8 protein-coding genes, 1 tRNA gene and 1 pseudogene are annotated in these 12,944 nt (G+C 54.1%); 7 read left to right on the top strand and 3 right to left on the bottom strand.

Annotation, left to right across the window (positions count from 1 at the left end; genetic code table 11):
- The first annotated feature begins 51 nt into the window (after nt 1-51).
- The 5 genes from TBK1r_RS10270 to TBK1r_RS10250 all read left to right on the top strand — a co-directional run bounded on the left by TBK1r_RS10270 (nt 52) and on the right by TBK1r_RS10250 (nt 8,082).
- Nucleotides 52-125: transfer RNA gene (locus TBK1r_RS10270), tRNA-Val, on the top strand.
- Nucleotides 126-682: 557 nt separating this feature from the next.
- Entirely contained in the window at nt 683-4,483 is a 3,801-nt protein-coding gene (locus TBK1r_RS10265) for a dockerin type I domain-containing protein (protein ID WP_145209715.1), read from the top strand.
- 865 nt (nt 4,484-5,348) lie between these two features.
- Entirely contained in the window at nt 5,349-5,714 is a 366-nt protein-coding gene (tnpA, locus tag TBK1r_RS10260; protein ID WP_145209712.1) for an IS66 family insertion sequence element accessory protein TnpA, read from the top strand.
- Complete coding sequence (gene tnpB, locus TBK1r_RS10255; protein WP_145207907.1) at nt 5,711-6,124, top strand: IS66 family insertion sequence element accessory protein TnpB; 414 nt, start codon at nt 5,711-5,713, stop codon at nt 6,122-6,124. Before tnpA (TBK1r_RS10260) ends, tnpB (TBK1r_RS10255) begins: the two co-directional genes overlap by 4 nt.
- A gap of 563 nt (nt 6,125-6,687) precedes the next feature.
- The gene (locus TBK1r_RS10250) at nt 6,688-8,082 is read left to right on the top strand and encodes an IS4 family transposase (RefSeq protein WP_145207138.1); all 1,395 of its coding nucleotides are present in this window, start codon (nt 6,688-6,690) and stop codon (nt 8,080-8,082) included.
- Here TBK1r_RS10250 and TBK1r_RS10245 read toward each other — a convergent pair.
- The 3 genes from TBK1r_RS10245 to tnpA (TBK1r_RS10235) form a co-directional block, all read right to left on the bottom strand.
- The gene (locus tag TBK1r_RS10245) at nt 7,983-9,764 is read right to left on the bottom strand and encodes an IS66 family transposase (RefSeq protein WP_145209709.1); all 1,782 of its coding nucleotides are present in this window, start codon (nt 9,762-9,764) and stop codon (nt 7,983-7,985) included. The genes TBK1r_RS10250 and TBK1r_RS10245 overlap by 100 nt on opposite strands.
- A gap of 112 nt (nt 9,765-9,876) precedes the next feature.
- Nucleotides 9,877-10,227 carry an IS66 family insertion sequence element accessory protein TnpB gene (gene tnpB, locus TBK1r_RS10240; protein ID WP_145207196.1) on the bottom strand — a complete coding sequence of 117 codons (351 nt, stop codon included), beginning with the start codon at nt 10,225-10,227 and terminating at the stop codon, nt 9,877-9,879.
- Nucleotides 10,224-10,580, bottom strand: a complete 357-nt coding sequence (gene tnpA, locus TBK1r_RS10235; RefSeq protein ID WP_145207197.1) for an IS66 family insertion sequence element accessory protein TnpA — start codon at nt 10,578-10,580, stop codon at nt 10,224-10,226. The genes tnpB (TBK1r_RS10240) and tnpA (TBK1r_RS10235) overlap by 4 nt, the downstream gene beginning before the upstream one ends.
- 120 nt (nt 10,581-10,700) lie before the next feature.
- Between tnpA (TBK1r_RS10235) and TBK1r_RS38470 the strand changes: the two are divergent.
- Together TBK1r_RS38470 and TBK1r_RS10230 are read left to right on the top strand one after the other, a co-directional pair.
- A pseudogene (locus TBK1r_RS38470) lies at nt 10,701-11,078 on the top strand (recombinase family protein); the annotation flags it as partial.
- 93 nt (nt 11,079-11,171) lie between these two features.
- A complete protein-coding gene (locus TBK1r_RS10230; RefSeq protein WP_419581551.1) occupies nt 11,172-12,704 on the top strand; it encodes a recombinase family protein in 1,533 nt (510 codons plus the stop codon).
- Nucleotides 12,705-12,944: the final 240 nt, after the last annotated feature.

The raw sequence follows: 12,944 nt of genomic DNA, 5'->3' as shown, positions 1-12,944 counted from the left end.
CCGCACGACACCCCGCCTCGGCGACCGTGCCGTCTGCCTGAAAAAACACGCGGGCGATTAGCTCAGTTGGTTAGAGCGCTACGTTGACATCGTAGAGGTCACAGATTCGAATTCTGTATCGCCCACTCGAATAAACCCCGGCAGACCCACCGTCTGTCTGGGTTTTTTTTTTGGTCCTGGCGTGGACGACGACGGAATCCGACGATGGGAGCGAGACATCTCAACTGCCAACGGCGCAGACCGGATGTGACCTCCAGCCCCCTCGCTCATTCCGCCATTACCTCCCCACCGATCGTTCTGCCCCCATCGTTTTGCCACGTGCAGGTTCACTGCGTGTTGACTCGTTGGCAAGTAGCCACTGCGTCAGACGGTGAAAACGAGCTTCGACTTGACAGGTGTAGATGGTGCCACTCACAAATCATGTCTATGTCGAACACGGTGTCTCGATCTCGGGTGGCACCATCGCGCCGGTGGCACCACGACCGCGTGTCGAAGTGGTCTGATGAGCCGAGGGGAATTTGAAAGGTAGGAAAATGAGGGGTAAGAAAATCGGACGCTGAAATGAGTCGCGACAAACGGGGCAAGAACTATTATCGGCGCAATCCGCAATTAGACTGGCCCCCAATCCGCACACGTGTGTTAGCAGGCGGGAAATCGAGTCACCAGCCACCGACAAATCGACTTGAAACGACGAAAGACACGACCTCTCAGTCTGGAGCGTCTGGATTCTCGCATCGCACTTGCGTCGATGGTAGAAATCAGTGTCACGGAAGAGTTGTTGGGTGATCGCGTTTCGTCGAGCGATGGGCTTGACTACTGGGACCGCGCCGGCGCAATCAAAACGACATACGACGTTACAAACGTTTCGGACCGCCAACTAACGCAAATCACGCTCAGCGACAGCTCTTATCCCGACGACAACAATGCTGCTGTGACCCAAGGAGCAAAGTATGCGAAAGTCGTCCATCGTGGACTTCCTTCTTATGCCATGAACATAGCTAGCAGACCTGACATGAGCAATTTGCTGCCGCATCCGACGCGGAAGATTCTCGTTGGTGTAAAGCAGTATGAGGACTCGGTCGTCGTCGTTGAGACGGATGGTTATAATGAATTGACAAGAATTGCCGTCGGAACGGATCCGTCCGGGCTGGCATTTTCCGCGGATGGCAAAGAACTGTTTGTTGTCTTAGCATCAGCAGAACGTTTGAGTGTCATTGATACCACGACGTGGTTACTCGACCGAACGTTAGAATTGCCCTTCGTTGCGACGGATGTGATGCCGACCGCCCATGGCGATCTCTTGATCGTCCGCGACAATCGACTCCACCGATTCGATTCCGTGACGGGTGCTACCCTAGGAATGCAGCTGAACGGTTTTTCGTCTGCCTCATTGCGTAGCGGCGGCGATGAAATGGTGGCCGTTGGAGAAGACGGGAAAATCAGGATGTACGATGTGACTGGGCCAGTGATCACGCTGATCGAAACAAGTTTCGCGACCACAGGAACTGTCGTACCGACCCGTTTTCAATTTCCGAACGATTCCGAATGGATGCTGGTCGAGCAGACCGAGGGTGGATGCAGCCGCGGCATCGTTCGCTGGAAATCTGGATTCAAGTTCCCTCTTCAAGGAGGCTGCGATTCGGCCTGGGCATTCAGTAATGACGGTCGCTTTCTGTACGGTGCGTACAGCAACGAAGTGCACCTGTGGCATGTCGAATCGATGCGATTTGTCACCTCGTTTGATCTGCCGGTCGACGCGTATGAAATGGTGGTCGATCCCAGTGATGAATACCTCTATGTGAAATCCCTCTCTGGGTACTCTGTTTACACAACGGGACGCAGCTATGGTGATGAAGCGATCGCGCACGCCAGTTGGAACAAGAGCATCGATCCGGGGGAAACTTGGCAGTTCACGGCTAATTATTCATACCAAGCGAGATCGAACCTGGAAAATCGTGCAAGTTCCAAAATGCTCGTTGAAGTGGAGGGGGCACAGCACGGAGAATATCCGCACACCCTCGGTACGGAGATTTATGACGCATCGACTCCTGTCGACAAACTTGCTGTACGCGTGGGTCACACGAGCCAAGGACTGCGGGACTCCGACTATCAGGTTGTTGTCGAAGGGGAGACCATCACGTGGACAGTCTATGTGAAAAACAACTCAGGCGTCCTAATGACCGATCTTGTCGTCACTGGGGTGATCAATGGTACGGGTGAAGTGCTCGTTGGACAGCGATTGCGCGATGGCGATAGTGGATTTGACCCATTTGAATCGTTTGCGCCAGGGAAAACTTGGACGTTCGTTTTCGAAAGCACGGCCACACGCGGGGTTCAAACGATGGATGTGACCGCAACCGCATCCTCACGAACTCACAACTTGGTCATCACCAAAAATCATTCGGACACGGGCAAGGAAACTCCTGTGACAGCGTTGGATTTTGATTTTGCTATCGATTCGACAACCAATTTCCTGTCCGAAGAGCGGACGAACCATATCGAAGAGCTTGATGCGGGAGCGCCGATTCGATGGGACTACCGTGTCACCAACAACAGCAACTACTCGATTCCCGCGATTTCGATCACCGACAATCGTTCGATCGAGAATGATTTATCGATCGTTGCTGGAGGGTTTTCTTCACTTCATACCGATGTCCCTTGGCGTGAGTACGATGAGCGAGAAGAGTACATTTTCGGTCGCTCCGATTCAGAGGGTGAGGTACGTGCCATCGCCAAAGATCCTGTACGACCGCTCCTGTATGTCGCGGGCTATGCACCAACGATTGACATTTACGACTTAGACCATCGTTCCAAGATCGGGGAAATCGATGTTAGCTTGAATCAGGATGGCTGTTGCAACCGTATCGAACGGTTACATCCCCTCGATGACCATCGTCTGATTGCGGTGACTGCTTATGGACCGGTCATCTTCGTTGATCTCGATTCACGGTCGGTCACTCATGTAATGGCCGGAGACGAGTTGCACGGTGCGAGAGCAATCGGGTTCGATCACTCCAGTGATGTGTACCTTTTAAAGAAGGATTCGATTGAAAGACTCGACCGGAACTCCCTGGAAGTTGTCGCATCGATCCGAGTTGATAGTGGATGGCCCGGTGGCACGCTTGGTGTTTTTGGTGACACGCTCGTCTTTTTGTCGTATTTCCGGGAGGCGTTTGCGTTTGACATCTCTGCTGACGCGATTGTGCCTTTGTGGGAAAAACGAGGAGCTCGATCCGGAGTTGCCGAGTTGAGATACTCCGGGGAACTGGTGTTCACCGAAGATGCCGATGGCGTCGCGTTTATCCACTTCTCCGGGCGGGTCGGACACGATTGGCTGACAGGTTCGAAGGTGCGGCTTCGCGACGGGCACTTGGTCGGCGCAAATGCGACACACCCGTCTCGGTCGACGCGGTTAATGGTTCCGTTCGTCAGCCATGATCAACGATACATATACGGTAACGTTCGTGGAGCAATCGTGGGTGGCAACACAGCGACACTCCTTGACGAACCGACCGTTGGCGTTTGGGCTCGCTTCTTTGAAGACGAACGTTTCCGCACAGAAACGGAGATCGTTCCGGATGACTCGCACGGATTGATCTACGGCGTCCGCGAGGGAAAACTGGTTGCGGTGAGCACCTCACGCCCGGCAAACGGATTGCTCGACGGCGATGTCAATCACAATGGTTTGCTCGACCCCGGTGAAACGTGGCTGTTCCAATTGCTTGGTCGTGCTGCGGACGGCGACCACCAGATTCAAGCTCAGTTGGAGTTTTCGGACGTCGAAGGCACCGTTCATCGACTGGTTCAATCCGTCTCTTACTCGGCATCAGTGAACGTAGAGGAAGTCGTTTTTTCAGTGCGTTCAAACGTCGCATGGCTTGAAATTGCGGATCTCTCGCCATGGATTGGGACGACGCGTCCACTGATCCATTCATTGGATGCGCGTTTCGAGATGGACAAGCAGGTGCTTCGTTTGGGATATTTCAGTCATCTCGTCAGCGGGGAACCGGACTCGCATCTGCTGTTGATCGATGCAATGACACGAATTCCTATCTTATCGGTCACGGTCTCGGTGGTCCACAACCCCTACCCGTCTCACAATTGGGATCTCGTTCATGACGTTAACCGTGACGGTGATGTGACGCCTCTTGATGCTTTAAACGTGATCAATTGGATTGGAAGGTCTGGGAACGCAAGGTTGCCTGAGGTCGTCTATCCCGGAAGTCAGTTTGTCGATGTCAATGCCGATCAAAAAGCGACTCCGTTGGACGCGCTACTGGTGATCAATGCTTTGGCCATACGTGTCAATGGCATCGAAGCAGAACCGATTCCACAGCCTCATACCAAGAGTACCAGTGAGCAAACGCTGTCAACTCCCGTACGGCTATTCGTTTCGCCGGATCGAAAGCGTCGCAATGGAGTCGACTTCGATCTTCAATTCTTTTATGACGTTGCGTACCCATCGTCAGTTGCAAGCGAATGAGACGCATTGATCCTCGTGTCCAGTGAGCGAACGGTGCGACTCGAGAGAAAAGGTGTCAGGACTCATTAAGACGGGGCGACTCGAGAGAAAAGGTGTCAGGACTCATTAAGACGGGGCGTCTATGGCGAAAGTGCAGTTGGCGGCAGGAAGCCCGCCGTCTACGGCACGATGCCGCCAATGTGGGCCATGGCGTTTGGGAGTTTGAAGAGTGAAGTGTTAAAGCTGGCGGACAGGATGTTCGCTGATCTCGGCCCCGATGGCCGCCAGTCTTGTCGACATCGGTGAATGAGTCGCGATAAACGGGGCAGTTCTCGCGTTTGAAGTTTTCCTACCCCTCATTTTCTTACTTTCCTCTCGGTTCCCTGCCGCACGCTGCCAAAGACGCATCGTGCCACTCTCCCATCGGGGCGTCTAGAACGAACCGACTGATTGGCTAGCGAACACACATCGCGTTAATCGCCGGCCGGGTTGTTGGGTAGTGTCTTGGAAACGGCGGGTCGACCTCGCTGTCCACGATTGAATTCGTTTTCAGCCCCAACAGTCGAGGGAGCCACCGACAAGTGTGAGCTCGCACTACTATCCAGGGACCAAACGATGACGACAGTTTACAAAAGATTCATTGGGTCATGAAAAAGGTTCAGGTCATGAAAAAGGGTCAGGAGCGAATGGCAGGTTGGGGTGTCTTGCCTTGCCCAGTCTCACTTTACTGCTCCTGCCCCATTTTTATTCTCCATCGTCGATCTGGAGCGACCTGCACACTGTCGATTCAGCAATCGCCTGCAATACATCGCCGTAAGCGTTCTATCTGCCCATGTTGACCGGCTGGTTAGCGTGAGGGGTTTCCTTCCACTTTCAGGAGAAACCCATGCCGCAGTTCCCCAACCCACAACTCGCTCAGCAGTGGCGTGACCGCATTGAACGGTTCGCCCAGTCCGGTCTGACAGTCGCAGATTTCTGTGATCGTGAAGGCTATTCGGTCGCCTCCTTTTATCAGTGGCGACGGAAGTTGCGATCCTCTGTTCCCGATCGTCCAACGGGCCCCGGCGATCAGCCGGCGTCCTTCGTCGCGGTTGAGCTTCAGCCCAACGCGATGGAAGCGTCGCAGCTGAACGACCTGAAGATCGAATTGCCTGGCGGGGCTGTTGCTTGCCTCGACGGGAACGCCACCGAGGAGCAGCAACGCCGGCTGATCAAGAACATCGTCGAGGCACTCAGCGAGGTGGCATCGTGATCGCACTTGCCCCCACCACGCGGATCTTCGTCTACACCGAGGCGACCGATATGAGGAAGAGCTTCAATGGCTTGTCCGGACTCGTCAAAGAGCATTTCCAGGTCGACTTGTTCTCCGGCCACCTGTTCGTCTTTTTCAACCGCCGGCGCGACTATGTCAAGATTCTGATGTGGGACTGCGATGGCTTGGCTCTCTGGTCTAAGGCCCACGAGCCAGAACACCCCCGTTTCAAAGTCTTTACAAAAGTCGCAAGAACCAATAGTTTCAGCGTTTTCGCTACTTCAGCTTGCGACATGGATCGAAAAGACCTTTCCAGAAGAACACGGAGGAACGAAATGCCAGCAAAACAAAAAAGGGGGACAGCGCGCCCACCACAGCAGCCCGGCGGCCGCAAACAACATTGCGTCTGACGGAGCTTTGGGAAGCTCTTCCAGACGAACAGAAGAGAAAGGCAGCACGGGCACTCGTGCAAATCGTGGACAACGCGTTAGCGGCTCTACCGGAAAAGGAGGCCGATCATGAACGCGATTAAGACCACAGCAATTTGCGATTACAACGATGACAAGCAGAGTGTGTCGCTGCTTGGAAAGTTTTCTTCAAAGGTGCAAGATCGACATCTCTGCAAACTTGCAGTTGTCTACGTTCGACAGTCCACGCAGCGCCGTAACCGTACACCAGAACCAGTTAGCGACGTCTGGTTGACTTGTTGAGGAGGCGGCGGCGGGCTCGGCGGGTGCGTTTGCGGTCGGCGGCTTGGCGGCGTTCGTCCTGCCTGTACTCGCGAATCGATTCAGGGTGCTCCGCTTTCCATGCGTGGGGAGTCAGTACGGACCAGTCTGTCTCGCCGGCGAGCGCCCAATGCCACCTATTCTGGACCCTATCGGGTGGCGCGGTCCCAAAAACCCGGTTTTGGCACGATTTTTGCGCCTGGCAGGTAAGTTTACACTTACTGCCTTTCTGACTGGGAATCGCCATGGTCGACCCGACGACACTCGGTGCCGATGAAGAGTCTCGCTTTGGCAAAGCCAAAGCGTTGCTGGCTGAGCTTCTTGAATTACCCAAACTACAACGGGTCTTTGAAGATCACGATTGTGCCAACGCGCGGATGGTCTATACGCAGGCCCCGACCCTCTGGCTACTCGTTTTACAACGGCTCGAAGGAGGCATCTCACTAACCGATGCCGTCGCAGATTTGCTCAAAAATCATACGGATATTTTGCCTGACAATCGAAGGGTTCAAGAGAATCGCCTTTCCGAAAACAATTCGGCCTACAACGCCGCCAGAAAAAGGATTCCGCTCGCTGTCGTGGAAGAGTTTTCCCATCGAATCTGCGATCACCTTGCTTCCCGCGCTCCCAAAGCCTTTCTCGATCGACGTGTATTCATTATCGATGGGACGACGATCACGCTTCCTCCGACCGAAGCACTTCAGAAAGCGTTCCCGCCGGCGTCCAACCAACACGGAGAGACGGTTTGGCCTATTGCGAGATTGCTGGTCGCAAATGAAATGCAGACCGGGTGCGCGTTGTTGCCGCAAGTCGATCCGATGTACGGAGCGGACAACAAAAGTGAACTTGAGCAAGCCAAGCCGATTATTGAACGACTCCCGAAACGCTCGATCGTTCTGGCTGATAGCGGTTTTGGGATTTTTAATGTCGCCCACCACTGCCAATTACATCATCAAGACTTCGTGCTGCGGCTGACCAAACAGCGATTCAGGTCGTACCGCAAGTCGGCTACGTTGGTCGACCAAGGGGACGGGTACAAGACGTTTCACTTGATTTGGCGGCCGACACCGAAGGACCGCCGAACCAATCTCGATCTTAGTAAAGACACGTCTATCGAAGTCTTTCTCCACCAAATTGAACTTGAAAATGGAGACACGCTGGAGATCGTGACGAGCCTTGAGACGGACGCTCACTCGGCCGCTGCCCTGTACGTTCGTCGCTACGATGTGGAGTTCGATATCCGCGATGTCAAAGTGACGATGGACACAGAAAACATTCGCGCCAAGAGTGTCGACACGGTGATGAAGGAGCTAATGGGATCGATCATCGCTTATAATCTTGTCGCTCAGCTACGCAAACAAGCAGCGAAATTGATTCGAGTTGACCCTCGCGAGCTCAGCTTCACGGGAGTTTGGACGACGTTCAAGCATCATCTGCTACGTGAAAAGCTTACGACCCTGGAGGAATGGAGGCTGGCTTATCACGGCGCTTTGGTGAGCGCAGCGGGCCGCAAACTTCCCAATCGAAAATTGCCTCGCAGCTACCCACGCATAGCCCACCCGCGGCGCCAAAAGACAACGAAATTCCAGAAGTCACTTCGAAGAAAAAAACAGCAGCCCGATGATATACCACCCGAATGACCACAAAGTAGGTGGCATTGGGCGAGCGCCCTCCGTAAGACATCGTCCAAGTACGCTCGCACGTCCAAGTCGTTGCGGATCGCGCTGCCGATGATCGTTAGCAGGTTTGCTGCTCGCTCTCCTGAAGCCACCGAGCCCTTAAAGAGCCAGTTCTTCCTTCCCGTGGCGACGCGTTTCATCAACTGCTCGCAATCGTTATTGTCCAGCGGAATCGTCGCGTCCTCGGTGAAGCGGCACAGTGCTTCCCAGTGACGTCGCACATAGCCAGCCGCCACACCGAGATTGCTCTTGGGAAGAACCGACGGTGACTGCATCGCTTCGCTGTCGAGGTACTCCGCGATCTGGTCGAGAACATGACGCGATAAGCTTTGACGTCGCGCAAGACGCGCTGCATCGTCAAGCTCCTTGATCTGGTCTTCTACGTCGTAAAGCATCCGAATCAGCGACTCCAACTTCGCCACTTGCAGAGGGAACGCACCGCGACACTCATCGATCTTGCGACGCGCATGCGCCCAGCATGCCGCGAACGTGATTCGCGAGTCACTTCGTAGATCGATCTTTTGAAAACCCGACCAGCAGTCTCCTAGGACGTTGCCTTTAAAATCACTCAGTACATCATCCGGTCCATCGCGGTGACGACTCACCGTAAAATCGAACACCACCACCGGAAGACGTGAGGCGTAGTAGCCCCACATGTTTGCGTTGATGCTTGGCTTGCCGGACTCGATCGCATTTCCAAGCACTTCGCCGATCCGCTTGCCGCGGGGATGTTCCGATAGGTCAGGCATGGCCTTCGGTGTGATCAACAACACACCGGTGTCGTCGCAGCCGACCGTGCGATCGTGCTTCAAAACGCTTCGCAAGTAATCAGCAAGCGGACGAAGCGCGAACTCGACGGCCGTTTCGATGTTCCCCAATGTGCTGCGACTGGGCGTCCAGCCACTGCCGGCGAACAGATCTTGCTGACGATAAAACGGCAGGTGATAGAAGTATTTCCAGGCCACAACTTCGACTCCAATCGAGGCGTCAAAGCGATCGCCTTCGACCAGACCGGTGGGACGCTCGGGAGTGACGATTCCTTGTGATTTGTCGGTCGGGTGAGCGTACTTGGCATACTTGGTCACCCGGACTTTCAGTTCACCGGCGGTGCTTTCGAGCGTCTCGACTTCGTCATAGCCGATCAGGATGAGGCCTTTGCGTTGGGCTTCGGGCAGGTCGACGATCTTTTCGTATCGCGGCAAGTGTTCGGGGAACTTGCGGTCGCTTGGTTCCGGACGTTTCTTTCTGCGTTTCTTGTTTGCCTCTTCGGCGTCATCGACAATCTGTTCGGCCTCGCGAATGGCTTCTTCCAGCGCGCTGACCACCTCGGGCGTGGGCTCTTCTCCGAGATCCAAAAACAACTGGCCTTCGCCATCGACGCGTCGTTCACTCTTGCGCCCGTAGAGTTGTTTGAGCAGTTTTTCGATCTTCAGGTTTAGCTCGATGACCTTCTCGTCGAGCTTGTCGTGATCGGCTTTGAGTTCCAGGACGCTATGAGCTTGCTCCTCGATCAGCTTGTCTTTGAGCGATAGCTCGGTGGCCTGCTTGCCAATGATCTGTTGATGTTCGCCGACCTGCGATTGCAGCTCTGCAATCAGTTGATGGCAAGCGTCGATGTCGTTTGGAAGAGGCTTCGAATTCATGATGGCGACATTATAAATTTCACTCCAAATCGCGCAAAGCAAGGCGCAAAAAAACCGACTCCGCGAAACAAATTTCGTGGAGCCGGTTCGTTTCGAGTCGATTGGCGATGGGCTAAGCTGCCATTCGTTTGCGTCGGGTCTTGGCCGCTTTCAGTGACACTCCTGCGATCCACATGGCCAGTTCGACGTTATCGATCACGATGTGCGAGCTGCCGTCCTCTGCCTTTGGTATTTCGACGGTGCCTTGTTCGAGCCTTCGATACCAGAGCGTCAGTCCGCCGGTTTCCCACCACAGGGCTTTGATGCGATCGCGTCTGCGATTGACGAACAGGAACAACGAACCATCGGTCACGCTGTGATTCATCGCAGTGGTGACGATGCCGGTCAGTCCGTCGAAGCCTTTGCGAAAATCGACCGGTTCGGTGCAAAGATAAATCGGCACACCGGAGGGCAACCCGATCATGGCCGGGCCTCCGGCTGTTGGCTTGGTTGCCGATCCGTCGGGACCTCCACGCGGATTCGAATGCCGCCGGGAAGTTCGATGGTGGTGCAGGCAGTCGCCGGGCCGACGACCCGATCAGGCTCGCCAGCCTGATCGCCGGGCAGGCCAGGTAGGCGAAGCGGCACGAACTGGACGTTCGGCTCGCCTGGCTCTGGCTCGAGGAGTGCTGGCGACTGGCGCAGCTTTTTCTTCCATTGATAGAAGGACGGCTGCGAGACGCCTTCATTTCGACAGAACTGGGCGACGGTCATTCGCGAGCGATCAAATCGACGCAACCGTTCCTGCCAAACCTTGGCAGTTTTGGATCGGGGCATGAGTTTTCTCCGTTTGGTGAAACGAAACAAAACCCACCACGGTAAACCCCGCGCCTACAACGGTTCTGGAGTACGGTTACGCAGCGCCAAGTTGTCGAAAACCGGGAATCGCGTGAGCGTCAATACGGCCTAGTTAATCGCGCCGAACAACTCGGGTGGGCTCAAGAGAGAATCCTCGTCATTGACGACGACCAAGGGATCAGTGGCAGCTCGGCGGATAATCGACCTGGGTTTCAACGACTGATGACGGAAGTTTCCCTCAAGCATGTTGGAATCGTGTTGGGGCTGGAACTCAGTCGCCTATCGCGGTCTTGTAAAGACTGGCATCATCTCATCGAAGTCTGCGGGGTGTTTGGTGCGCTGCTTGGAGATGAAGACAGTATTTACGATCCTCTCGATTCAAACGATCGGCTCCTCCTGGGAATGAAGGGTGCGATGAGCGAGTTCGAATTGGTGACTATCAAGAACCGGCTGACACGTGGTGTGCAGAATAAAGCTGCGCGCGGCGAACTGATTCTTTCAGTGCCAATCGGATACGTCAAATTGTCTGGTGGCGAAGTTGTGAAAGACCCTGATGAACAAGCTCGATCGATGGTTGAACTTGTTTTCGAGAAGTTTGAAGAAACGGGTTCGGCTTACGGCGTATTTCGATATCTTGCCGATAATCAATTAAAAATGGGATTTCGCCTCCACAAGGGGCCCCGTCGAGGCGAACTTGAGTTTCGTTTGCCAACATCAGCTCGCGTGCTCAACATTTTGAAGCACCCCATCTATGCCGGTGCCTATGGCTACGCAATGCGACGCAATTGCAAGATGCATCGGAACGTCGACAATCTCAATGAGAAGGGTTGGTTCTTATCGCCGGAAGACATGGGCGTCTGCCTCAGAGACAGAATGCCCGCGTATATCACGTGGGACCAATATCTCGCTAACCAAGCGAAGCTTCAAGAAAATCGTTCGACGCGGAAAAGCAAGGGAATTCCGAGGCGTGGGGACGCGTTGCTTGCTGGGTTGGTGAGATGCGGACGTTGTCACAGGCAAATGATCACGTCTTATAAGACCGATAAATTGCCGTCGTATTGCTGCGATGAGTTCGTGCGAAACCAGACTCTTGAAGGATACTGTGGTCGCCTCGCTGCGAAGTGGATCGACGAGCTTGTTTCATCACAAGTGCTTCGAGCTGTTGCGCCCGCAGCGATCGAACTGAGCGAAGCAGCGACGAAAGAAATCGAAATCGAGAGACAACATCTACATCGACAGTGGAACTTGAAGATCGAACGCGCTCAGCAAGAATGCGATCGGGCAAGACGTCGATATGAAGCTGTCGAACCCGAGAATCGACTTGTCGCACGGACTTTGGAGTCAGACTGGGAGGCCCTACTGATCGACCTTCAAAACATTGAGGATGACTACGAGCGGTTCAAGTCGACTTCTCCAATTCAACTCAGCGATCAAGAGAAACTGCGGATCAAGTCTCTGTCATCATCTGTCCCTGAAGTCTGGAGGGCGGAAAGCACAACGAACGAACATCGCAAAATCATCATTCGCTGTCTCGTCGATCAAGTCATCTTGACGATCGAGGATGGCACTGAAAATGTTGATGTAACCATTCTCTGGCAAGGTGGTTTTCGGAGTCAACATGCGATCTGCAAAGCGGTTGGATCATACTCACAACTAAGTGACTACGAACAGCTCTGCAAACGAATTGAGGAACTTCACCGGCAAGGGCTTCACCATCGAGAGATTGCAGCTCAACTTAATGAAGAAGGATTTCGCACAGCTCGCAGGCGCGGGAAGTTCACGACGCAAAATGTGGGAGACTTGATACGGCGTTTGAACCTACGTGGAGAATTGTTTCGCGATGGCATGCTCGGCAAAGATGAATGGTGGATTCCAGATCTGGCTGACAAGCTTGGCGTCATTCAGCAGAAGGTCCACTACTGGGCCAGGCAAGGCTGGGTTCACTCGCGGCGGACGCCCACAGGGAAGCACTGGATTGTCTGGGCCGATCGAGAAGAACTGCGCAGACTTCGGAAACTCAAGAAGCTGCATGGGTCGTACATCGCCAAAAATCATCCAGTCTTGGTCACGCCGAAAGACCGACCGTCCGATCCTGATTCATAAGCACTTCGAATTCATTCTCGCCAACTTCTTTTATGGAACCAAAACAGGGATATCCTGATGTCTGAATCAAGCGACTCGAAAGTGGAAGCTTCGAAAAGATTGTCTCCGAAGAGCATGGCAGCTTCGAGATCGACTCGGCCGGCCTGGTTATGATGCTCCGCGGTGTGCAGATCGAAGGTTCGCAACGACGCAAACGCTACTCGATCGACCTTCCCGAAGCGGCGTGAGTTAGTCGAGCAA

Origin of the sequence: Stieleria magnilauensis (genome assembly GCA_007753675.1) — a bacterium.
Taxonomy (GTDB): Bacteria; Planctomycetota; Planctomycetia; order Pirellulales; family Pirellulaceae; genus Stieleria; species Stieleria magnilauensis.
Note: the sequence above shows the minus strand (reverse complement) of the source record. Positions and strands in the feature narration are given on the sequence as shown.